Here is a 21,877-nt window from a genome sequence, read left to right as displayed (position 1 = left end):
AGCACTGTTAGCCTTGGCCAGGTGAAGATCTTCGTGGCCCGGCTGCCGGGGACCGCGGTCTTCGACCCCGCGGGCGACCAGATCGGCCGGGTCAGGGACGTCGTGGTCGGCCTGCGCCTCGGCCGCCGGCCCAACGTGCACGGCCTGGTCGTGGAGGTGCAGCCGCGCCGCAGGGTCTTCCTGCCCATCACCCGCGTCCGCCGCATCGAGACGGGGGCCGTGGTCTTCACCGGGCGGCTCAACATGCGCAGGTTCGAGCAGCGCGACACCGAGACGCTGGTGATCGGCGAGATGCTCGACCTGACCGTCGAGCACCAAGACGAGCCCATGACCGTCTACGACGTGGCCATGGAGGAGATCAAGCCGTCCACCTGGGAGATCACCCAGGTCGCCCTCTACAAGGGCAGGCGGCGCGAGCCGCGGATCGTCGGCTGGGAAGACGTCACGGGGTTCGACAGGCTGCAGAAGGACCAGGGGGCCGCCGGGCTGATCTCCGCGTTCGAGTCGCTGCGGGCCGCCGACATGGCCAGCGCGCTGCACGAACTGCCGAGCAAGCGGCGCATCGAGATCGCCCGTGCCCTGAACGACGTCCGGCTGGCCGACGTGCTGGAGGAGCTCCCGCCCGACGACCAGATCGGCATCCTCGGCACGCTGGAGCCCGAGCGGGCGGCCGACGTGCTGGAGGAGATGGGCCCCGACGACGCGGCCGACCTGCTGCACGATCTTCCCGAGGACCAGGCGGCCAGGCTGCTGGCCCTCATGGAGCCCGGGGAGGCCGCCCCCGTGCGGCGCCTGCTGACCTACCCGGAGGACAGCGCGGGCGGCGTGATGACCAGCGAACCGGTCATCCTGCCCCCCTCCGCCACGGTGGCCGAGGCGCTGGCCCACATCAGGCAGCAGGACCTCACGCCGGCCGTGGCCGCGCAGGTCTACGTGACCCGGCCGCCCACGGAGACGCCGACGGGCACGTACCTGGGCGTCTCGCACTTCCAGCGGCTGCTGCGCGAGCCGCCGTCGACGCTGCTCGGCGGCGTGATCGACCCGTCGATCGACCCGATCAGGCCGGACTTCACGCTGCGCGAGGTCACCTACTACCTGGCGAACTACAACCTCGTCGCCGCCCCGGTGGTCGACGAGCTGGGCCGGCTGGTCGGCGCGGTGACGGTGGACGACGTGCTCGACCACATCCTTCCCGAGGACTGGCGTGAGGGGGCCGTCGACCATGACGACCGAACGGCTTGACCAACCCCGGGCCCTGCGCCGCTCGCTGAGGCCGCACTACGACCCGGAGGCGTTCGGCCGGCTGTCGGAGCAGATCGCCCGGTTCCTCGGCACCGCGCGCTTCATCGTCTACATGACGGTGTTCGTCGCGATCTGGGGGATCTGGAATGTGGCCGCGCCGCCCAACCTCAAGTTCGACCCGTACCCGTTCATCTTCCTGACGCTGATGCTGTCGCTGCAGGCCAGCTACGCGGCGCCGCTGATCCTGCTGGCCCAGAACCGGCAGGGCGACCGGGACCGCATCCAGTACGAGCAGGACCGCGAGACCGCCGATCGCAACCAGGCCGAGATCGAGTATCTGACCCGCGAGATCGCGGGGCTGCGGCTGGCGCTGAGCGAACTGGCCACGCGCGACTACCTGCGCGCCGAGCTCAGGCAGCTCGCGGAGGAGCTCAAGGAGCGCCGCTGACGTCCAGCTTGGCGACCATCGCCCGGATGCGGGTGATCTCCTCCGCGCCCAGCAGGTCGAGGAACTGGGTCCGGACCCCGCGCAGATAGGTCGGGGTGGCCTCGGCCAGCCGCCGCGCGCCGAGGTCCGTCAGCACGGCGAACAGCCCGCGGGCGTCGTCCGCGCAGGCCTCCCGCGACACCAGGCCGTCACGCTGCAGCCGGTCGATGAGCCTGGTCAGGCCGCTGCGGGAGAGCAGGACGCGACCCGCGAGATCGTTCATGCGCAGCCGCCGCTCCGGCGCCTCGACCAGCTGCATGAGCACTTCGTACGAGGCCAGGGGCAGGTCGTGCGCGACGAGCAGCTCCGCCTCCAGATGCCGGGTGATGCGCACCTGGGCGCGCTGCAGCATCCGCCAGACCGCCAGCTCCTCGGCGGTCAGGCCCTCGTCGCGCAGGAGAGTCACGGAGTAACCTTAGGACGTTGTTGCACAGACATCTAACAGCACGGATTAACTCAGCGGGGCCTCTGGTTCATACCATGGAGGGGCATCCTCGCTGGCGTCCAGCGCCTGCCACACATATACCGACAAAGGAGGGCCGGCACTCCCTCGTGCCGAGACTTCGATGGCACCTACCCAGGAACAGGTGACGGCGGCCCTCGCCACCGTCATCGACCCCGAGATCCGTCGCCCGATCACGGACCTCGACATGGTCAAGAGCATCGATATCGCTCCCGACGGCGTGGTGCGCGTTGGCGTCTTCCTCACGGTGGCGGGCTGTCCGCTGAAGGACACCATCCGCCGCGACGTCACCAACGCCGTCGCCGCGCTCGACGGCGTGACGAGCGTCCAGATCGAGCTCGACGTCATGAGCACCGAGCAGCGCAAGAAGCTGCAGACCAAGCTCCGGGGCGACCGGGGGCCGGAGAAGGAGATCCCGTTCAACCAGCCGGGCTCGCTGACCCGCGTGTTCGCGGTCGCGAGCGGCAAGGGCGGGGTCGGCAAGTCGTCCGTGACGGTCAACCTCGCCGCAGCGATGGCCTCCAGCGGCATGAAGGTCGGCATCGTCGACGCCGACATCTACGGCCACAGCATCCCGCGCATGCTGGGCGCCTCCGAGCGGCCCACCAAGGTCGAAGACATGATCATGCCGCCGGTGGCCCACGACATCAAGGTCATCTCGGTCGGGATGTTCAAGCCGGAGGGCAACACGCCGGTGGTCTGGCGCGGGCCGATGCTCGACCGGGCGCTCCACCAGTTCCTGGCCGACGTCTACTGGGGCGACCTCGACGTGCTCCTCCTCGACCTGCCCCCGGGCACGGGCGACATCGCGATCTCGGTGGCGCAGCGGCTGCCGACGGCGGAGATCCTGGTCGTGACGACGCCCCAGATGGCCGCCGCCGAGGTGGCCGAGCGGGCGGGCTCGATCGCCGCGCAGACGCACCAGCAGATCGCCGGCGTCATCGAGAACATGGCCTGGCTGCCGTGCCCCCACTGCGACGAGCGCATCGCCGTGTTCGGCGAGGGCGGCGGCCAGACGGTCGCCGACGCGCTCACCCGCACGCTGGGCGCCCGCGTCCCGCTCCTGGGCCAGGTCCCGATCGACCTGCGGCTGCGCGAGGGCGGCGACGAGGGCAAGCCGCTGGTCCTGACGGAGCCCGACTCGCCTGCGGCGGCCGAGCTCAGCAAGATCGCCTCCGGCCTCAGCAAGCGCTCCTCCAGCCTCAAGGGCCTCCAACTCGGCCTCTCCCCCAACCGCTGACCCCCGGGCGGGCACCCCTCTCGGTGCCCGCCCCACCTCGGGCCCTTCGGTGTCCGCCCTTCTGGGCTGCGCACGATCCGGCCCGTTGTTGGTGTCCGTCCTTCGGGCTTTTACGGCTGCGCCCGGCCGGCACCACCCGCCGTCCCGGGTGACCGGCCCTCCAGGGAGACGCTTACCCGATTCCCCGCCGCACCGCCGTTACGGACGGTGCGACCGGCTGGGTGGCAAAAGCGTTGACCGAAGCACGCCCGAGAGGGCGTGGAAGACCCTCAGAGGGCCGTATAGGCAATTACGGGCGCCAGCGGGCCCGGATACCGGCGACGGGGCGTTCGAGCCCTCGTGCGCCGTCCGGGGCGCGGCGAGCCCTACGAGCGGCGACGGGCCCAGCCCGTCAGGTGGCCTCTGAGTCGTAAGGGGGAATCTCCCCGAAGCCGAGCTCGTCCACCGGCTCAGGCTGGTACGGAGCCGTGGTGGCGGACTCCAGCTCCCGAGGCTTGCCGTTGTCGTTCCAGTCGTCCTCGAGGTCGTCGAGCAGGTGCTTGCGGACGAAGTTCCTCGGGTTGAGGTCGGCGGGGTCGAAGTTGGAGAACTCCGGGCCCAGCCCGGAGCGCAGGTCGTCACGCGCGTTGTTGGCCATCCGGCGCAGGTTGCGTAGCGTCTTGCCCGCCTGCGATGCGGCCTGAGGCAGCTTGTCGGGACCGAAGACGAGGAGCGCGATGACTATCAGCGCTCCGACCTCCATCCACCCGAGTCCGAACACCTTGAGCTCCTACCGCAGTCCAACCCCTCCGAGGACAACCCCGGCCTATCCACAGACTAAGGGCTCCCGGGGGTAGGTCGGTCGTCCCCCCTAGGTCATATCACCGACGTCCCTTTCGCACACCCCTCCGCCTGCGCGTGGCCGCCCCCGTCAACGCTTTTGCCACCCAGCCGGTCGCACCGTCCGTTACGGCGGTGCGGCGGGGAATCGGGTGAGCGTCTCCCTGGAGGGCCGGCCACCCCGGACGGCGGGTGGTGCCGGCCGGGCGCAGCCGTAAAAACCCTGAAGACGGACACCAGGAACGGCCCGGGTGGTGCCCGCCGGGCGCAACCTTAGGACGGCGGCCCGGTGCCCGCCGTGGACGACCGCAAAGGCCCCAAGGACGGACACCGAGAACGGGTGGAGGTCAGGAGGGCGTCGGGGTGGGCTCGTCGTCGGCGACGACGGTCAGGGTGGCGGTGCGGTCCTGGCCGCCGCGCTGGTACTTGATGGTGATCTTGGCGCCCGGAGCCTTGCTGCGGATCAGGGCGATCAGCTCGTTCCCGTCCTGCAGGGTCAGCCCGTCGATCTCCAGGATGACGTCGCCCGCCTTCAGCCCGGCCTTGTCCGCCGGTCCGTTGGCGTCCACCGGCTGGCGGCCGCCGCTGGGAGCCGATGCGATCTTGACGCCCTGGCCCTTGTAGTCCTTGTCCAGGACGATGCCGATCCTGGGCCGCTTGGCCTTCCCGGTGGTGATCAGCTCCTCGGCCACCCGCCGCGTCTGGTTGACCGGGATCGCGAAGCCCAGGCCGATGCTGCCGCTCTGGCTGTTCACCGAACGGCCGAGGGTGGCGATGGCCGAGTTCACGCCGACGACCTCGCCCCTGCCGTTCACCAGCGGCCCGCCCGAGTTGCCCGGGTTGATGGCGGCGTCCGTCTGGATGGCGCTGATGTAGGCGGGCTCCTCCGTGCCCGAGCCCGTCTCGTCGCCGGCGATGACCGGGCGGTTGAGCGAGCTGACGATGCCCGTCGTCACCGTGCCCGTGAGGCCCAGCGGGGAGCCGATCGCGATGACCGGGTCACCGACCACGACCTGGTCGGAGTTGCCGAGAGTGATCTCCGGCGTCCCGAACGTTTCCTCGGGCTTGATCACGGCCAGGTCCGAGCCGGGGTCGCGGCCCACGATCTTGGCCGAGGTGGTCTTGCGGTTGTTGAACATGATCCGGATCTCGCCGCCCTTGGCGGCCAGCGCGACGACGTGGTTGTTGGTCACCACGTAGCCGTTCTTGATCAGGAAGCCGGACCCGGACGCGCCCTCGGTGGTGGAGCCGGCCTCGATCGAGACCACGCTGGGCAGCACCCGCGCGGCCACGCCCGCGACCGATCCGGGCTCCCGGTTGGTGGCGGCGCCGGTCGGCAGGGGGCCGAGGCTGTAGCCGGGGTCGCTGCCGTCGCTCGGCCTGGTCAGCAGGTACGTGCCGACGCTGCCGAGCAGCGAGGCCACCAGGGCGATGGCCACGGCGGTCGAGACGAGCATGGCCGTTCCCGGCCCGCGCCTGCCCCCCGTGGAGCCCGGGTCCGAGGCGCCCGGCGGAGGCGGCGGCGCCCAGCCCGAGCCCATGGGAAGCGCCTGACGGGGCGGCGGTGGCGGCGTGTGGCCACCGGTGGGGCCGCCGGTGGGGCCTGACGCCTGCGGGCCGCCGAAGATCGGGCCCTCGTAGGCACGCGTCCCGTTGTCCGGCCCACCGCCGAACGACTGCCCACCGCTGAACGACGGACCGCTCCCGTAGGAGGGGCCGGTGCTGTCGAAGGAGGGGTTCCCGAACGACGAGCCGCTGTCGAAGGAGGGGCTCCCGGACGAGGAGCCGCCACCGTAGGAAGGACTCCCGGACGACGAGCCGCCGCCGTAGGAAGGGCTGCTCCCGGACGACGAGCCGCTCTCGTATGAGGTGGGGCTGTAGGAGCCGGTGTCATAGGGGGAGGCGCTGTACGACGCGCCGCTGCCCTCGTGGGGGCTCCGGCCGTACGAGGGGCTCTCGTAGGAGCTCGGCGCGCTGAAGGAGGGGCTGGTGAACGTGGGGGCGCCGGGAGACGAGCCGCCATACGGAGGAGCGCCCGGCGAGGGGCGGCCCGAGGGGTCGCCCCAAGAGGAGCCGAACGAAGCCGGCGGCTCCGGCAGGCGGCCGGCCTGGTCGGGTGAGTCGTCCGCGGGCAGGAAGTCCGGCCGCCCCTGTGGTTCGGGGTAGTCCGACGGCGTGCGTCCTTCGGTGGGGCGCGTCTCGTCGGTCATCTAAGTCTCACCACTCCTTGGCTCGGCCACCGCAATCCTCGCTCTTGCGGCATACGAGGGTCATAAAGCATTTGTCAGGAATCGCTTGTGACAAATCCCGAACCCAGATCGTATGCCCAGCGCGCTGCCAAGTACGCCAAGTCCAAGTCTCCCAGGCATGACCAGAGGTCAACCCGAGGTCAAGGAGTGGCCGTCGAAGGCGCGCCCGCCGGCGAGGTCCGCGGATGCTGGAACAGCTCCACCGGCGGCGCCGGGTTGTTCTGTCCGACACCGGTGGTCACGAAGAAGGTGCCGAGCGCGACGGCCGCCGAGACCACCCCGACGGCCACGTAGGCCGAACGCCGCCTACCCCCGCGACCAGGGCCCGAGGCCCCACCAGTGGCGTCCCTCCGCGGGCGGTTGTCCAGCGGCGCGATGGTGTGCGGTCCAGGGATGGGCACCCCGCCGAAGGTGCGGGACGGGAAAGGGCGCTCCCTCGGGGGCAGCGGCCCGCCCGGCTCCGCCATCCGGAGCAGGGACATCGTCAGATCAGCCGGCATCGCCGGCCCGTCCAGGGACCGCAGGCGCGACTTCAGCGCCCGCATCGACTCGACCTCTCGCCTGCAGTCAGCACAGAAAGTCAGATGAGCCAGCGCGCGCTCGCGCTCGGTGTGGTTGAGCTCCCCGTCCACGAGCGCGGAAACGCGTTCTCCAAGATGAGCCATCAGAATTCCTCCCCACGGATCACGGTCGGGGGGAGTTGAGAATTACGGGGGGCTCGATGATCGAGCGCCTCCCGCAACTGCGCCCGGCCACGGTGAATACGGCTTCGGACCGTACCCAGCTTGACGCCGAGTGTGGCCGCGATCTCCTCGTAAGAAAGGCCCTCGATGTCACACAGCACGATCGCGGCCCGGAACTCGGGTGCGAGCGCCTCGAGGGCGGCCTGGATGTCGGGCTCCAGGTGGGCGTCGTCGAACGCCTGCGCCGGGGACGGCTCACGGCCGCGCAGCCGCTCGGCGGCGTCGTCGGCCAGCCCCTCGAACCTGATGCGCTGCTTGCGCCGCGCCATGTCGAGGAACAGGTTCGTCGTGATCCGGTGCAGCCACCCCTCGAACGTGCCCGGGGTGTAGCTCGACAGCGACCTGAAGACGCGGACGAAAACCTCCTGGGTGAGGTCTTCCGCATCGTGGACATTGCCGGTCAGCCGGTATGCCAGCCGATACACACGTGCGGAGTGAGTCCGCACCACTTCCTCCCATGTGGGAGGCGTCCAGTCGGACGACACGGGAGTATCCGCCTGGTGGTCGCTTTCGTCCACCAGAACTCCTCTCTTTGGGACCACCGCTACCGCCATAGTGCCTGGTTTCGTCCCTTCGTGCGCACTGCCTGCCTTCCGGACCGGCAAAGCCCGTTTAAACCTGCAACGCCTGAGGTGCCTCCTGAGTTCCCGTCGTGGCGTGTCTCCCCTAGGCTGCGATCGGTGCCAATCACGTGGACCAATCGCACGAAAGCGGGGGGAGGCGGCCGATGACCAACCCGGTGGAGGCCACTCTGGCCTATGCGGAGCAGTTCCATCAGGAAGATGAGCTCCTGCACACGGCGCGGCAGCGTGGGCTGGAGATGGGGGCAACACCCATCCTTCCCAGCGGCGGGGCGGCTCTATGTTTCCTCGCCACCGCCGTCAACGCCAAATCCGTCGTCGAGATCGGCACGGGCTGCGGCGTCTCGGGGCTGTGGCTGCTGCGCGGCATGCGTACGGACGGCACGCTCACGAGCGTGGACGTCGAGCCCGAGCACCAGCGGCTGGCCAGACAGGCGTTCGCGGAGGCGGGCTTCTCCGGCGGGCGGGTGCGGCTCATCTCGGGCCGCGCGCTCGACGTGCTGCCGCGGCTGTCGGACGGCGGCTACGACATGGTGTTCGCCGACGGCGCGAAGCACGAGTACGCCGACTACTTCGCCGAGGCGGTCCGCCTGTTGCGCGTGGGCGGCATCGTGGCCATCGGGAACATGCTGTGGCACAACCGGGTGGCCGACCCCGCGCAGCGCGACACCGACACGGTGACGCTGCGCGAGGTGGGCAAGCTGGTGCAGTCGGACGACCGCCTGCGCTCGGTGCTCATCCCGCTGGGCGACGGCCTGCTGGCCGCCATCAAGATCGCCGAATAGCCGCGGGCGAGCCGGCTAGGCGCGGGTGAGCCACTCCAGCAGGAGGCGGACGCCGAACCCGGTGGCGCCCTTGGTCAGGGTGCCCTCGTCCACCGTGCTGCGCCCGACGCCGGCGATGTCGAGGTGCGCCCACGGCCGCCGCCCCGCGAACTCCCGCAGGAACAGCGCCGCGGTGATCGACCCGGCGCCGAACCTGGATCCGGCCTCGACGTTGGCCAGATCGGCGATCGACGACTCCAGCGCGGGCGCGTATTCGTCGATCAGCGGCATCCGCCACAGCCGGTCGTCGCTCTCCTGCCCGGCGTCCAGGAGCTGCTTGGCCAGCGTGTCGTCGGAGGCGTAGACGGCGCCGACGTTGCGGCCGAGTGCGACCGTGATCGCCCCGGTGAGCGTGGCGATGTCCACGATCTCGTCGGGGTCGAGGACGGCGTCGGCGTAGGCGAGGGCGTCGGCCAGCACCAGCCGCCCCTCGGCGTCGGTGTTGAGCACCTCGACCGTGCGCCCGCCGTAGTGCCTGATCACGTCGCTGGGCCGCTGCGCCGTGCCCGATGGCATGTTCTCGGCGGAGGCGACCAGCCCGGTGACGCGTACGGGGGCGCCCAGCTCGGCCAGCGCGCCGAGCACGGCGATCACGACCGCGCCGCCCGCCATGTCGGTCTTCTGGGTCTTCATGTTCTCGTTGGGCTTGAGGGACAGCCCGCCCGAGTCGAACGTGATCCCCTTGCCCACCAGCACCACGTGCCGGTCGGTGGGCTCGGCGGGGGTGTAGGAGAGCTGGATGAGCCGGGGCGGGCTGGCCGAGCCCCGGCCGACGGCGAGGATGCCGCCGAACCCGTCGGCCTGCAGCTGCTCCTCGTCCCAGATCCGCGCGGGCACCCCGACCTCGGCGGCCCGCTCGGCCAGCCAGGCGGGGTTCTTGACCGAGGAGGGCGTGTTGGCCAGGTCACGGGCCAGGGCCACCGCCTGCGCCACGACCTGCGCGCGGCGCACCTGCACCTCGTCCGCGCCCGCGAGGGCCAGCGCCCGCACCGGCTTCTTGCCCTCGTTGCCGATCTTGAACGAGTACGCCGCGAGCAGCGCCGCCTCGGCGAACGCCGCCACGTCGCCCTCGGGCGCGACCACGGTCAGCGTGTCTCTGCCCTTGGCTCTGCGGGCGAGCGCGGCGCCGGCCTTGCGCAGGGCACGCGGCGAGCCGTCGCCCACTCCGTAGAGCAGGACGCGGCCGACGCCGCCGGCCCGTGCCACGGGAACCTCGACGATCTCCCCCGCCTCCCCCTTGGCCTCGTAGTGGGCCAGCAGGTCGGACACCGGCAGGTGCAGCTCGACCTCGGGGCTGAGGGCGGAGTCAAAGGGGACGGCCAGCAGCTCGGCTCCGTCGGGAACCTGGGCGACCACCGACGCAGTGGTCTCAATCGGCACGGATTCTCTCCTCGAACGTCAGCGACCCTGGCGCCGGATTACGCCAGGGTCGTGGAACAGGTGGTCTTTCGGGAGCTCTCAGCCGACGACGTTCTTCAACGCCTCGCCGAGCGCCTTCGCCTCGTCGGCGGAAATCTCCACGACGAGCCGGCCGCCACCCTCCAGGGGGACCCGCATGACAATGCCGCGCCCTTCCTTGGTGACCTCGAGCGGACCATCGCCGGTCCGCGGCTTCATCGCCGCCATGCGTGCATCCCTTCCTGCCTTGGGCTCCCGCGGCCCGCGATTTCCGACCGCCCGTGGGGGGTGGTCGGCGCATTCACGTCTTCTGTGATGTCCTATTCTCCCGCATCGAGAGCGCTCATGGGTAACGATCTCCTCCCAGAATGCGTTGTCGAGGCGTGCGATGACGTCCAAACTGGACTTCGTGCACGCTCGCGCCGCTCTGTTCGATCTCTATGGAGACCACCTGCGCTCGCGCGGTGGACAGGCGTCCGTCGCCTCGCTCGTAAGGCTCATGAAACCCCTGGAAATAGCCGCTCCCGCCGTCCGCACCGCCGTGTCGCGAATGGTGCGCCAGGGGTGGCTGCGGCCGGTGAGACTCCCGCAGGGACCCGGCTACGGGCTCACGCCGAAATGCGGCAGGCGCCTGGACGAGGCCGCGCTCAGAATTTACCGAGCCGGGACGCTGACCTGGCACGGCCGGTGGCACCTGATCGTCTTCGCGCCGGTGAAGGACCGGCCGCGCAGGGAGCGGCTCAGGGCCGACCTGTCCTTCCTCGGGTACGCGTCGTTGTCGGAGACCACGTGGATCGGTCCCCGCTCGTCCATCGAGCTGGACAACCTGCTCGACAGCGAGGGGGTGCGGGCCGACAGGTTCGACTCGGCGCTGGAGGGCGACCCGAGGGAACTGGTGGCCAGGGCCTGGGATCTGACCGCCATCGGCGAGGCGTACGAGCACTGGCTGGCCGAGGCTGTCACGCTGATCAGCACGCTGCCCGAGGGAGCACCGGCGGACCGGGTGTTCGCCACCAGGAGCGCGCTCGTGCACGGCTGGCGCAACTTCCTGTTCCGCGACCCGGGCCTGCCGCCCGAGCTGCTGCCCGCCGGCTGGCCGGGCGAGAAGGCCAGGGCCTACTTCGAGCAGGAGGCCACCCGGCTGCTGCCCGCAGCAGCCTCGTTCGTCGAGAGGGAGTTGCTTTGATCCGCTATGACGTGGCCGACATGGTCGCCACCATCACGCTCGACCGCCCCGACGCCATGAACTCGCTGACCTCCGACACCAAGGTCGCCCTCCTCGACGCGCTGCGCCGCGCGGCGGGCGACCCGGCGATCAGAGCGGTGCTGCTGACCGGCTCGGGCCGGGCCTTCTGCGCGGGCCAGGACCTGCGCGAGCACGCCGGCAACCTGGAGGCGGGGCGCGGGCTGGCCGACACGGTCCGCGTCCACTACAACCCGATCGTGGAGCTGATCACCACCATGGCCAAGCCGGTGGTGGCCGCGGTCAACGGCGTCGCCGCGGGCGGGGGCGCCGGCCTGGCCTTCGCCTGCGACCTGCGGGTGGCCTCGGAGAAGGCGAAGTTCGCGCTGGCGTTCGCCGGCATCGGGCTGGCGCCCGACTCGGGCGCCTCGTGGACGCTGCAGCGCCTGGTCGGCCAGGGCCGCGCAGCCGAGCTGCTGCTGCTCGGCGAGCCGCTCGACGCGGCCCGCGCGCTGGAGCTGGGCCTGGTCACGCGCGTGGTGCCCGCGGACGACGTGCTGAAGACCGCCCACGAGCTGGCCGTACGCCTCGCGCACGGCCCGACGCTCGCCTACGCCGCCACCAAGCGGGCGCTGGCCTACGCCGCGACGCACTCGTTGCCCGACTCGCTCGCCATGGAGGCCGACCTTCAGGACGAGTGCGCCGCCACCCAGGATCACCTGAACGCCACCCGCGCCTTCCTCGCCAAGGAACGCCCGGCGTTCCGCGCCGAGTGACGGCCGCAGGCAGCGATGCCGCCGCGTTCGACGCCCTTCGCGCGACCGCGCTCGACCTGCTCACCGGCGGCGGGATCGACGGCTCCGACCCGGTCCACGCCGGCCCGCTGACCAGGTTGAGCGAGGCCGCCGGCGGCGCGCTGGCCTCGCTGTCGCCCGGGACGCTCTGGCCGGACCTGCCGCCGGAGGGCCGTCCCGGCAACGTCACGGGCAGCTACGGCCGCCTCCGGCGGATCGCCACGGCCTGGGCCACGCCGGGCACCGCGCAGCACGGCGACGACAGCGTCGTGGCGCGGGTGGTGGACGCCCTCGACGTGCTCCACGAGCGCCACTACAACGAGCGGCTCCCCGAGACGGGCAACTGGTGGTTCTGGGAGATCGGCACCCCCGCCCACCTGACCAGGTTGTGCGTGCTGCTCGGCGACCGGCTCGGCCCCGCCAGGCTCGACGCCTACCTGGCGGCCGTCGACCGGTTCTGCCCGGACGCCGACCGCCGCGCCGGCAACCCGCGGGCGGGCGAGAGCGGCGCCAACCGGGCCGACAAGGCCTCCATCGTCGCCTTCCGCGGCATCGCGGGGCGCGACGCGGACAAGCTGGCGCTGGCCCGCGACGGCCTGTCGGACGTGCGCGACGGCGGGCTCAGGAGCGTGTTCCGCCATGTCGAGTCCGGCGACGGCTTCTACCGCGACGGGTCGTTCATCCAGCACGAGTGCGTCGCCTACACCGGCTCCTACGGCCTGTCGCTGCTCATCGCGGTCGCCGAGGCGCTCGCGCTCCTGAACGGTTCGCCGTGGCAGGTCTCCGATCCGGACCTGCCCGTGCTCCTGGACGCGGTCGAGCGGTCGTACGCGCCGTTCGTCCACGACGGGCTGCTGATGGACACGGTCAGAGGGCGGGCGGTGACGCGCCAGACGTTCTCCGACGCCGTGGCCGGCCATGGCCTGATCGGCGCCGTCCTGCTGCTGGCCCGCAGCGCGCCCGAGCCGTATGCCGGGCGGTTCGAGGAGCTGGCCAAGGGGTGGATCGAGCGCGGCAGGGCCCGCCCCTACCTGGAGCACGCGGACGTGCCGGAGACCCGGCGGGCGGTCGCGGTGCTGCGTGACGGGAGTGTCGAGGCCGCGCCGGGGCCCGTCGGGCACTTCGTGTTCCCCTCGATGGACCGGGTCGTGCACCGCCGGCCCACCTGGTCGTTCGCGGTCAGCCTCTCCTCGCACCGGGTCGCCGCGTACGAGGCGATCAACGGCGAGAACCTGCACGGCTGGTACACCGGCGACGGCATGACCTACCTTTACACGAGCGACCTGAGCCAGTTCGGCCGGGACTTCTGGCCCACGGTGGACCCGTACCGGCTGCCCGGGACCACCGTCGACGACCGCGAGCGCGAGAACCTCTCCTTCCGCGCCCACTGCCCGCCCGGCGCGTGGGCTGGCGGCGCGGTGCTCGACGGCCGGTACGGGGCCGCCGTCATGGAGCTGGACAGCGAGGGCGCGAGCCTGCGGGCGCGCAAGTCGTGGTTCTTCCTCGACACCGCCGTGGTGGCGCTCGGCAGCGGCATCACCGGCTCGGACGGGCGCCGGGTCGTGACCGTGGTGGAGAACCGGGCCACGGACGCGCGGCCGCACGTCGGCGACGGCTGGGCACACCTGCCCGGGGTCGCCGGCTACGTGCTGGACGGCGCCCAGTGCGCCGTGGAGACGCGTACGGGCAGGTGGCGCGACATCAACGCGGGCGACGACACCGGCGGCGCGTTCGAGCCCGTCACGCGGCGTTACGCGAGCCTCTGGATCGACCACGGCGTCGACCCCGTGAACGCCTCCTACGCGTACACGGTGCTGCCTGGCGCGGCGCGCGAGCGGACGCGGAGGTACTGCGGGCGGCCTCCGGTGCGGGTGGCGGCCAACACCCCCGAGCTGCAGGCCGTGCGGGCGCGGGGGCTGCTCGCGGCCGGGTTCTGGGCGGCCGGGGCCGTCGAGGGGATCACGGTCGACGCGCCGTGTGTGGTGATCGTGCGGCGCGCCCGCGGGCGGGTGGTCGTGGCGGTGGCCGACCCGAGCAGGACGGTGGACGTCGTGACGATCGGGTTCGACCGCCCGCTGCGCGGGCTCGTCAGGGCGGACGGCACCGTCACGGCGCGGACCGGAACGGCGCCCGTCGTGTCCGTCAAGCTCGGCGGGTCGCTCGGCGCGAGCCACACCTTCGAGCTCAGCGAGAGCGCGCCACGCAGCCCTCGATGTGATCGTTGACCAGGCCGATGGCCTGCATCAACGCGTAGGCCGTGGTCGGGCCGACGAACCTGAAGCCGTGCTTCTTCAGCTCCTTGGCCATCGCTTTGGAGCCGGGCGTGGTGGCGGGCACGTCGGCCATGCTCCTCGGCACGGGCGCGTCCGGGTCGGCGTAGCGCCACACCAGGTCCGACAGGCCCTCGGAGAGGTCGAGGGCGGCCCTGGCGTTGCCGACGACGGCCTCGATCTTGGCCCGGTTGCGGACGATGCCCTCGTCGCCGAGCAGGCGCTCCACGTCCTGCTCGGTGTACGCGCTCACCTTGACGATCGAGAACCGGTCGAAGGCGGCGCGGAAGTTCTCCCGCTTGCGCAGGATCGTCAGCCAGGACAGGCCTGACTGGAACGCCTCCAGGGCCACTCGCTCGAAGACCGCGTCGTCGCCCCTGAGCGGGCGGCCCCACTCCTCGTCGTGGTAGGCGATGTAGGCCGGATTGCCCGCCATGCCCGTCCAGGAGCAGCGGATCAGGTCGGTCACGGGCGCCCGTCCCCCTCGTCCTTGCCCCGCACGGCCCGCGCGGTCTCCGCGCCGTCCTTGGCCTCGGCGCTCTCGCCGGCCGCGGCTTCGACGGTCTCGTCGGGCTTCTCCTCCGGCTCCTCGTCGGGCTTCTCGTCGGGCTTCTCATCAGCGGGGGGCTCCACAGCGGCGGTCTCGTCGGCCGTGCTCTCCTCGGCTGCTGCGGTCTCGACCTCTACGGCCTTCATGACCTCCACGGCCGAAGGCACCGGCGGCTGCTCGTCCGGTTCGGTCCTGGCGGCCGTCTCGCCGTTGCCCGGCGGGATCCGCCACTCCGGGTCCTCCGGCGCGCGCAGCAGCTCCGGCGCCACGTCCCAGGACACCGTGGCGCCGCTCACCTCGACGGGGTCGCCCGCCTCCGGCAGCTCGCGCGCCGCCGCCGGGGCCTCGGGCGCGTGGTCGGTACGCAGCCCGGCCCCCGGCGCGGCGTAGATCTCCTGGCGCGCGTGCAACCGGCTCGACAGCAGCTCGGAGACCCGCTGCTCCAGCACCGCGATCCGCGTGTCACGCGCGCTGATCGCGTTGGCGGCCCTGCGCAGGGTCTCGTCGACGCTCGCCGTGTGATAGCCGACCAGATTGACCGGCAGTTGGAGGGCCATGAAGTCGACCGCCGTCAGCTGCCCGGGCTCGGGCAGGTCGAGAGGCGGCACGTCCGGCGGGAACTCGGTCAGCTCACCGCCCCTACCGACGGAGACCAAGACCACACAGGCCAGAATGGCAATGGCGGCGATGGCGAGTATGACCAGCACATTGGCATCGTACTCATACGGTGGACCACGTTCAGCGATCAACCGCAAGTAGCGCATTCTGCACTTATGGGGACCTTATGGGGACTTGCCGCAGTCTGCGGGTTTCCGGGCGGTGAGCGCGCCGGTCAGCCGGCCGCCTCGCCGAGCTCGGTGATGCTGGGCCTGACCGGGTGCGGACGCGCCTCCAGCCGGTCGAACGCCTCCTCCACCGTGGTGGTCCACGCGATCGCGTCGAAGACGGCGGGCCGGGTGAAGCCCTCGTCGTACAGGTGGTTCATCATCTGCTTGAGCGGGTCGTACAGGCCCCATGGGTCGAGGATCACCAAGGGCCGGTCGTGGATGCCGAGCACCCGCGCGCTCCAGATCTCGAACAGCTCCTCCAGCGTGCCGAGGCCGCCGGGCAGCACGAGGAAGGCGTCGGAGCGGGCGTCCATGATCCCCTTGCGCTCGCGCATGCCGGGGGTGACGATCAGCTCGTCGGACTCCTCGTCCGCCACCTCGACGTCCACCAGCACCTGCGGGATCACGCCGATCGTGCGCCCGCCGCCCGCCCGGACGGCGGCGGTGATCGCGCCCATGCAGGAGACCGTGGCGCCGCCGCTCACCAGGGTGTGGCCCCGTTCGGCGAGCTCGGCGCCCACGTCGCCGGCCAGGTCGATGTACTTCTTGTCGATGTTCAGGCTGGAGGCACAAAAGACGCATACGTTCACATTGAGGAAGCCTATTGGGGCTCGGCGTACTGGGCCTCGGCGGCTGCCAGCTCCTCTTCGCGCTGCTTGGAGCGGGCCAGGTCGGACTCCACGATGATGCGCACGGCCTCGTCCACGTCGTCGGTGACGGTGATCAGGTCGAGGTCCTGGGCGGCGATCTTGCCGGTGCCGAGCAGGGTGCCCTTGACCCACTCCAGCAGCCCGCCCCAGAACTCCGAGCCCATCAGGACCACGGGGAAGGAGGTGACCTTGTGGGTCTGCACCAGCGTCAGCGCCTCGAACAGCTCGTCGAGCGTGCCGAAGCCGCCCGGCAGGGCGATGAAGCCGCACGAGTACTTGACGAACATCGTCTTGCGCACGAAGAAGTAGCGGAACTCGATGCCGAGGTCGACATAGTCGTTCATGCTCTGCTCGAAGGGGAGCTCGATGCCGAGCCCGACGGACATCGCCCCGTCCACGTCGCTCGCGCCGCGGTTGGCGGCCTCCATGACGCCCGGGCCGCCACCCGTGATCACCGCGTAGCCCGCCTCGGCCAGCGCCTGGCCGAGCGCGCGGCCCATCCGGTAGTCGCTCGCCGGCTCAGCGGTGCGGGCGGAGCCGAAGACCGTGACCGCCGGCGGCAGCTCGGCCAGCTGGCCGAAGCCCTCCACGAACTCGGCCTGGATCCGCAGGACCCGCCACGGGTCCATGTGGACCCAGTCGGACGACCCCTGGCGGGCGAGCAGGCGCTGGTCGTGCGTGGAGCTGGGGACCAAGCGGCCGCGTACGACCGCCTGGCCCTGACGGCGTTCAGGGCGTGACTGTTCCATGTGGTCACGCTAGTCCTCTTCGAGCGAGGTGGGCGTCCTGCGCGCGAACACTGCAGGTCAGACCGATGAACCTAGGTCCTAAAAAATCTTGAAAAAACCACGGAACCGGATTTCGACCCACCTGCGTCTAATCGTCGAGGGTGCTGCTCGGGACTGAAAGTGGTCTTCCCCGCCAAATGGCCGGCGAGGAAGGCCACTTTCATTTTGTGAGCCAGTCGAGCATGGCCCGCTCGCTCTCGACGATCTTCGGCAGCGACACGTACTCGCCCTGCTGGTGCGCCAGGTTCGGATCCCCGGGACCGTAGTTCACGGCGGGCACCCCCAGCGCGGAGAAGCGGGCGACGTCCGTCCAGCCCAGCTTGGCGCGCGGCGTGCCGCCGACGGCCGCGGCGAAGGCCGCCGCCACCGGATGCGTCAGCCCCGGCCTGGCCCCGGGCGCGGCGTCGACGAAGCTCACCTCGAACCCGTCGAACACCTCGCGTACGTGCTCCTGCGCCTGCTCGATCGTCAGATCGGGGGCGAATCGGTAGTTGACGGTCACCACGCACAGGTCGGGGATGACGTTGCCGGCGACCCCGCCCCGGACGCCGACCGCGTTCAGGCCCTCGTGGTATTCGAGGCCGTCGACCACCGGCTGCCGCGCCTCGTACGCGTTCAGCCTGGCCAGGACCGGCTCGATCCCGTGAACCGCGTTGACCCCGAACCACGACCTGGCGCTGTGGGCCCGCTTGCCCCGTACGGTGACCTCGGCGCGCAGCGTGCCCTGGCAGCCGCCCTCGATCGCCCCGTCGGTCGGCTCCATGAGCACCGCGAAGTCGGCCGCCAGCCAGTCGGGGTGGTCCCTGGCCACGCGGTTGAGGCCGTTGCGCTCGGCCTCGACCTCCTCGCAGTCGTAGAAGACGTACGTGACGTCCTTGCCGGGAGCGGGGACGGTGGCCGCCAGCTTGAGCGCGACCGCCACGCCGGCCTTCATGTCGGACGTGCCGCACCCGTACAGCAGGTCGCCCTCCACCCGGCTGGGCAGGTTGCCTGCGACGGGGACGGTGTCGAGGTGCCCGGCGATCAGCACCCGCTCGGACCTGCCGAGCTCGGTGCGGGCCACGACCGTCTCGCCCGACCTGTCGACCTTCAGGTGCGGCAGCGCGGACAGCGCCCGCTCGACCGCGTCGGCCAGCGCGCGCTCGTCGCCGCTCACCGACTCGATGTCCACGATCGCCGCGGTCAGCGCGCGTACGTCCTGCGTCAGGTCAAGCATCAGGTGTTCACTCCGTGTTCGCGCAGCACGTCGTTGAGCGCCGCCTTGTCGTGTCGCTGCCCCGGCTCCAGGCGCTTGAGCACCAGCACGCACGGCAGGCCGAACGTGCCGCCGGGGAACTCCTTCTGCCGGGTGCCGCCCACGGCCACGCACCACGCGGGGATCCGGCCGCGGGCCAGCTCCTCCCCGGTCTGCACGTCGATCACCGGGATCGAGCCGGACAGGATCGTTCCAGCCCCGACCACCGCGCCCTCGCCCACCCGGGCGCCCTCGACGATCATCGCGCGGCTGCCGATCAGCGCGCCGTCCCCGACGACGACCGGCACGGCGTTGGGCGGCTCCAGCACGCCGCCGATGCCCGCCCCGCCCGACAGGTGGACGTTCTTCCCGATCTGCGCGCACGAGCCGACGGTGGCCCAGGTGTCCACCATGGTCCCCTCGTCCACGTACGCGCCGATGTTCGTGAACGACGGCATCAGCACCACGCCGGGCGCCAGGTACGAGCCCCAGCGGGCGATCGCGCCGGGCACCACGCGCACGCCGTCGAGCGAGCTCTTGAGCGGGACCCGGTCGTGGTGCTGGAAGTCACCCACCTGCGAGCGCGCCATGCCGAGCACCTTGAAGCTGAGCAGGATGGCCCGTTTGGCGCGCTCGTCCACGACGACCTCGCCGCCCTCCAGGCGCGCGGCCCTGGCCTCACCGCTGTCGAGCAGGTCGACGGCGCCGACGATCAGCCGGCGCGCCTCGGCGTCGGCCGGCGACAGCTCCGCCCGGCGCTCCCACAACTCGTCCACCACCGGGGAAATCGGTGATGAGGTGCTCACGTCACTCATGGCCACGGAGCTTATCCGCCACGGGTAGGTTCTCAGGGTGCGCCTGCGCTTCTCCCGTGGAGTCATCACCATCGCGATCATCGTCGTCGTGCTCGCCGTGGGCATCTCCGTGGGCCTGTTCCACCTGCTGAAAAGAGCCAAGCCGATGGTGGTGCCGGAGGCGTACTGCACCGTGCGCACCCCGCTCGGCGCGCGCGATCTCGACCCCGAGCAGGCGGAGATCTCCGCCACCATCGCGGCCGTCGCGGCCCGCCGCCGGCTGCCCGAGCGGGCCGTGGTGATCGCGTACGCCACGGCGCTGCAGGAATCCAAGATCTACAACCTGCCCGGGGGCGACCGTGACTCGGTGGGGGTGTTCCAGCAGCGGGAGTCACAGGGCTGGGGCACCAAGAAGCAGATCATGGATCCCGTCTACGCCACGAACAAGTTCTTCGCCGCGCTGGTCAAGGTCAAGAACTACCGCAAGCTCCCGCTGGCCGAGGCCGCGCAGGCGGTGCAGCGCTCGGCGGGCGGCTACGCGTACGCGCAGCACGAGGAGGAGGCCAAAATCCTCGCCGCCGCCTTCACCGGGCGTGTCCCGAAGGCCGTCCACTGCTGGTACCCGCCGGGCAAGAAGACCCCGGCGCCGCAGCCCCGTACCGCCGAGGCCCGCAAGCAGCTGGCCAGGGCGCTCGGCAGCACGGCCGTCACCTCGGAGCGGCGCGGGTGGCTGATCGCCGCCTGGTCGGTGGCCCACGCCCAGACGTACGCGCTGCGCCAGGTCGGCTACGCGGGGGCGACGTGGAAGAACGACATGACGCTCGAAGAGTGGCAGACCGGCGGCAAGGCCGGCACCACCCAGGTCGACCTCTCCTAAGAGGCTCTCCTGAGAGGCTCTCCTGAGAGGCTCTCCTAAGAGGCGCGGCGGACGATGGTGATGGAGCCAGGCGGCAGGGGCTGCGCGTAACTGGCCGTCCACGACTGCCCCTGGATGCGTTCGAACGACAGCAGCCGCCCGTCCGAGGCGTGATAGTCCGCGAAGTCCAGCAGGCCCCGATCGGGGTGGCCCGTGTCGCCCTCGCACCGGAAGGCCGCGGTGCCCCGCTCGATCGGGTGGAACTCCACGCCCTCCATGATCAGCATGCTCTTGGCCGGGACCATGCCCTGCGTGGGCACGTCCGTCCAGAGCTGGACCTCCAGGTGCGGCGGATCACCCTCGTGCGCCTCCACCGAGAGCCACTGGAAACGGCGGGCGCTGTCCCGGAGGAGGAATTCGACCCACTGCTGCCCCTGCCAGGAAACGAACATGGCACCGAGCACGCGACGGGGCGACCCGTGCACCTCGATCCGGTCGCCGACCCGGATCGTGCGAGGGTCGGTGTAGTCGGTGCCGGCATGTCCGGGCACGCTGACCGGCGCCGGCAGCGGGGTCTCGATGGGAGCGACCTCGGCCGGCGGCGCGCTCGTGCGGCCCTTCCTGTCTTGCCGCATGGTGGCCAGAAAGGCCCCAAGCAGCAGAAGGACGGTGGCGATGCTCAGCCCGAGTACGACCATGGAGGTCATGCTCATCGATCAGCTCGCTCCACTCGCGGTCTGCCTCGGCAAAAGCCCTTATCAATTTATGCATGCGAGCCGGATTGCCCGGCTATGACGCGCGATCCTACTGGAGGCGGCGCACCGCCGCACCGATCCGCTCATCAGTCGCGGTAACCGCGATGCGGATGTGCCGTTCACCTGCCGATCCGTAGAACTCTCCCGGCGCGACCAAAATGCCGATTTCGGAAAGCTTCCCGACCTGATCCCAGGCGCTCTGCCCATTCGACGCCCAGAAGTACAGACCGGCCGCCGAATGGTCGATGCGCCACCCCGCCCGCTCCAGCGCGGGCCGCAGCTGGGCGCGGCGGGCGGCGTACAGCTCGCGCTGCCGGTCGGAGTGCTCGTCGTCGCCGAGCGCGACCGCCATGGCGGCCTGCACGGGCTGGGGCATGATCATGCCGGCGTGCTTGCGCGTCTCCAGCAGGCGCTTGACCAGGACGGGATCGCCCGTCACGAACCCGGCGCGGTAGCCGGCCAGGTTGGAGCGCTTGGAGAGCGAGTGGACGGCGAGCAGCCCCTCGTGGGAGCCGCCGCAGACGTCGGGGTGGAGGATCGAGACCGGCTCGTCCTCCCAGCCGAGCTCGATGTAGCACTCGTCGGAGGCCACGACGGTGCCGCGCTCGCGCGCCCAGGACACCACCTTGCGCAGGTGCTCGACGGGCAGCACCCGGCCCGTGGGGTTGCTCGGCGAGTTGACCCAGAGGAGGTCCACCTGCTCCGGGCCGAGCGCGAGCGTGCTGTCGGAGGCCGTGGTCACCGCCCCCGCCAGCCGGGCGCCCACGTCATAGGTGGGGTAGGCCAGCTCGGGGAGGACGACCCTCCTGGCGCCCAGGTAGGTGGGCAGCCAGGCGACGAACTCCTTGGAGCCGATCAGCGGGAGCACGTCCTGCTGGTCGACGGTGACGCCGTGCCTGCGCCGCAGCCATCCGGCCGCGGCCTCGCGCAGCGCCTTGGTGCCGTGGGTGAGGGGGTAGCCGGGGCTGTCGGCCGCCCCCGCGAGAGCGTCCTGGACGATCCGCGGCACCGGATCAACGGGCGTGCCGATCGAGAGATCGACGATGCCGTCGGGATGTGCGAGCGCGCGTTCCTTGTACGGCTCCAAACGGTCCCAGGGGAAGTCGGGTAGCTTGTTCACGGTTCTCCAG

23 protein-coding genes are annotated in these 21,877 nt (G+C 71.2%); 8 read left to right on the top strand and 15 right to left on the bottom strand.

Features of this window, described 5'->3' with window-relative positions:
* Window positions 1-21 precede the first annotated feature (21 nt).
* Together ABZS69_RS11350 and ABZS69_RS11345 are read left to right on the top strand one after the other, a co-directional pair.
* Complete coding sequence (locus ABZS69_RS11350; protein WP_355369716.1) at window positions 22-1,242, top strand: CBS domain-containing protein; 1,221 nt, start codon at window positions 22-24, stop codon at window positions 1,240-1,242.
* The gene (locus tag ABZS69_RS11345) at window positions 1,223-1,690 is read left to right on the top strand and encodes a DUF1003 domain-containing protein (protein ID WP_355369714.1); all 468 of its coding nucleotides are present in this window, start codon (window positions 1,223-1,225) and stop codon (window positions 1,688-1,690) included. Before ABZS69_RS11350 ends, ABZS69_RS11345 begins: the two co-directional genes overlap by 20 nt.
* Here ABZS69_RS11345 and ABZS69_RS11340 read toward each other — a convergent pair.
* Window positions 1,674-2,135, bottom strand: a complete 462-nt coding sequence (locus tag ABZS69_RS11340; RefSeq protein ID WP_355369712.1) for a MarR family transcriptional regulator — start codon at window positions 2,133-2,135, stop codon at window positions 1,674-1,676. The genes ABZS69_RS11345 and ABZS69_RS11340 overlap by 17 nt on opposite strands.
* A gap of 160 nt (window positions 2,136-2,295) precedes the next feature.
* Here ABZS69_RS11340 and ABZS69_RS11335 point away from each other — a divergent pair, with 160 nt between their 5' ends.
* Window positions 2,296-3,432: an Mrp/NBP35 family ATP-binding protein gene (locus tag ABZS69_RS11335; protein WP_355369709.1), complete on the top strand. Its 1,137-nt coding sequence runs from the start codon at window positions 2,296-2,298 to the stop codon at window positions 3,430-3,432.
* Between the two features lie 391 nt (window positions 3,433-3,823).
* On the opposite strand, the gene ABZS69_RS11330 is transcribed toward ABZS69_RS11335, so the two are convergent.
* The 4 genes from ABZS69_RS11330 to sigE all read right to left on the bottom strand — a co-directional run bounded on the left by ABZS69_RS11330 (window position 3,824) and on the right by sigE (window position 7,797).
* Window positions 3,824-4,192 carry a sec-independent translocase gene (locus tag ABZS69_RS11330; protein ID WP_355369707.1) on the bottom strand — a complete coding sequence of 123 codons (369 nt, stop codon included), beginning with the start codon at window positions 4,190-4,192 and terminating at the stop codon, window positions 3,824-3,826.
* A 406-nt stretch (window positions 4,193-4,598) separates the two neighbouring features.
* Window positions 4,599-6,461 (bottom strand): trypsin-like peptidase domain-containing protein, encoded by a 1,863-nt coding sequence (locus ABZS69_RS11325; RefSeq protein WP_355369705.1) that lies wholly within the window; start codon window positions 6,459-6,461, stop codon window positions 4,599-4,601.
* A gap of 179 nt (window positions 6,462-6,640) precedes the next feature.
* On the bottom strand, window positions 6,641-7,165 hold the full coding sequence (locus ABZS69_RS11320; protein WP_355369703.1) for an anti-sigma factor: 525 nt from the start codon (window positions 7,163-7,165) through the stop codon (window positions 6,641-6,643).
* Window positions 7,165-7,797 carry an RNA polymerase sigma factor SigE gene (gene sigE, locus ABZS69_RS11315; protein ID WP_355369701.1) on the bottom strand — a complete coding sequence of 211 codons (633 nt, stop codon included), beginning with the start codon at window positions 7,795-7,797 and terminating at the stop codon, window positions 7,165-7,167. Before sigE ends, ABZS69_RS11320 begins: the two co-directional genes overlap by 1 nt.
* Before the next feature lie 173 nt (window positions 7,798-7,970).
* Between sigE and ABZS69_RS11310 the strand changes: the two genes are divergently transcribed.
* Window positions 7,971-8,609 carry an O-methyltransferase gene (locus ABZS69_RS11310; protein ID WP_355369700.1) on the top strand — a complete coding sequence of 213 codons (639 nt, stop codon included), beginning with the start codon at window positions 7,971-7,973 and terminating at the stop codon, window positions 8,607-8,609.
* A gap of 15 nt (window positions 8,610-8,624) precedes the next feature.
* Here ABZS69_RS11310 and ABZS69_RS11305 read toward each other — a convergent pair whose 3' ends face one another.
* Together ABZS69_RS11305 and ABZS69_RS11300 are read right to left on the bottom strand one after the other, a co-directional pair.
* A complete protein-coding gene (locus tag ABZS69_RS11305) occupies window positions 8,625-10,028 on the bottom strand; it encodes a leucyl aminopeptidase (RefSeq protein ID WP_355369698.1) in 1,404 nt (467 codons plus the stop codon).
* A gap of 78 nt (window positions 10,029-10,106) precedes the next feature.
* Complete coding sequence (locus ABZS69_RS11300; protein WP_020545024.1) at window positions 10,107-10,274, bottom strand: DUF3117 domain-containing protein; 168 nt, start codon at window positions 10,272-10,274, stop codon at window positions 10,107-10,109.
* 160 nt (window positions 10,275-10,434) lie between these two features.
* Between ABZS69_RS11300 and ABZS69_RS11295 the strand changes: the two genes are divergently transcribed.
* From ABZS69_RS11295 to ABZS69_RS11285, 3 genes are read left to right on the top strand one after another with little or no spacing between them, the layout of a single operon-like run.
* Window positions 10,435-11,232, top strand: coding sequence for a PaaX family transcriptional regulator C-terminal domain-containing protein (locus ABZS69_RS11295; protein ID WP_355369696.1), 798 nt, complete (start codon window positions 10,435-10,437; stop codon window positions 11,230-11,232).
* Between the two features lie 20 nt (window positions 11,233-11,252).
* On the top strand, window positions 11,253-12,005 hold the full coding sequence (locus tag ABZS69_RS11290) for an enoyl-CoA hydratase-related protein (protein ID WP_355369869.1): 753 nt from the start codon (window positions 11,253-11,255) through the stop codon (window positions 12,003-12,005).
* A complete protein-coding gene (locus ABZS69_RS11285; RefSeq protein ID WP_355369694.1) occupies window positions 12,002-14,248 on the top strand; it encodes a polysaccharide lyase 8 family protein in 2,247 nt (748 codons plus the stop codon). The genes ABZS69_RS11290 and ABZS69_RS11285 overlap by 4 nt, the downstream gene beginning before the upstream one ends.
* Here the strand turns inward: ABZS69_RS11285 and ABZS69_RS11280 are convergent.
* From ABZS69_RS11280 to ABZS69_RS11255, 6 genes are all read right to left on the bottom strand, one after another.
* Window positions 14,208-14,729, bottom strand: a complete 522-nt coding sequence (locus ABZS69_RS11280) for a DNA-3-methyladenine glycosylase I (RefSeq protein ID WP_355369867.1) — start codon at window positions 14,727-14,729, stop codon at window positions 14,208-14,210. The two genes, ABZS69_RS11285 and ABZS69_RS11280, sit on opposite strands and share 41 nt — an antisense overlap.
* A gap of 29 nt (window positions 14,730-14,758) precedes the next feature.
* A complete protein-coding gene (locus ABZS69_RS11275; protein WP_355369692.1) occupies window positions 14,759-15,550 on the bottom strand; it encodes a hypothetical protein in 792 nt (263 codons plus the stop codon).
* 125 nt (window positions 15,551-15,675) lie between these two features.
* Entirely contained in the window at window positions 15,676-16,260 is a 585-nt protein-coding gene (locus ABZS69_RS11270) for a TIGR00730 family Rossman fold protein (RefSeq protein WP_355369690.1), read from the bottom strand.
* Between the two features lie 11 nt (window positions 16,261-16,271).
* Window positions 16,272-17,069 (bottom strand): TIGR00730 family Rossman fold protein, encoded by a 798-nt coding sequence (locus tag ABZS69_RS11265; protein WP_355369688.1) that lies wholly within the window; start codon window positions 17,067-17,069, stop codon window positions 16,272-16,274.
* 199 nt (window positions 17,070-17,268) lie between these two features.
* Entirely contained in the window at window positions 17,269-18,324 is a 1,056-nt protein-coding gene (gene dapE, locus ABZS69_RS11260) for a succinyl-diaminopimelate desuccinylase (RefSeq protein ID WP_355369686.1), read from the bottom strand.
* The gene (locus ABZS69_RS11255) at window positions 18,324-19,157 is read right to left on the bottom strand and encodes a 2,3,4,5-tetrahydropyridine-2,6-dicarboxylate N-succinyltransferase (protein WP_355369684.1); all 834 of its coding nucleotides are present in this window, start codon (window positions 19,155-19,157) and stop codon (window positions 18,324-18,326) included. The genes dapE and ABZS69_RS11255 overlap by 1 nt, the downstream gene beginning before the upstream one ends.
* Window positions 19,158-19,194: 37 nt before the next feature.
* On the opposite strand from ABZS69_RS11255, the gene ABZS69_RS11250 reads away from it, so the two are divergent.
* Window positions 19,195-20,013: a hypothetical protein gene (locus ABZS69_RS11250; protein WP_355369682.1), complete on the top strand. Its 819-nt coding sequence runs from the start codon at window positions 19,195-19,197 to the stop codon at window positions 20,011-20,013.
* A gap of 35 nt (window positions 20,014-20,048) precedes the next feature.
* Here ABZS69_RS11250 and ABZS69_RS11245 read toward each other — a convergent pair whose 3' ends face one another.
* Together ABZS69_RS11245 and dapC are read right to left on the bottom strand one after the other, a co-directional pair.
* Window positions 20,049-20,705: a DUF4178 domain-containing protein gene (locus tag ABZS69_RS11245; RefSeq protein WP_355369680.1), complete on the bottom strand. Its 657-nt coding sequence runs from the start codon at window positions 20,703-20,705 to the stop codon at window positions 20,049-20,051.
* A gap of 91 nt (window positions 20,706-20,796) precedes the next feature.
* A complete protein-coding gene (dapC, locus tag ABZS69_RS11240; protein WP_355369678.1) occupies window positions 20,797-21,867 on the bottom strand; it encodes a succinyldiaminopimelate transaminase in 1,071 nt (356 codons plus the stop codon).
* Window positions 21,868-21,877 lie beyond the last annotated feature (10 nt).

The sequence above is a fragment of the Nonomuraea sp. NPDC005650 genome, assembly GCF_040605375.1.
GTDB lineage: Bacteria > Actinomycetota > Actinomycetes > Streptosporangiales > Streptosporangiaceae > Nonomuraea.
Note: the sequence above shows the minus strand (reverse complement) of the source record. Positions and strands in the feature narration are given on the sequence as shown.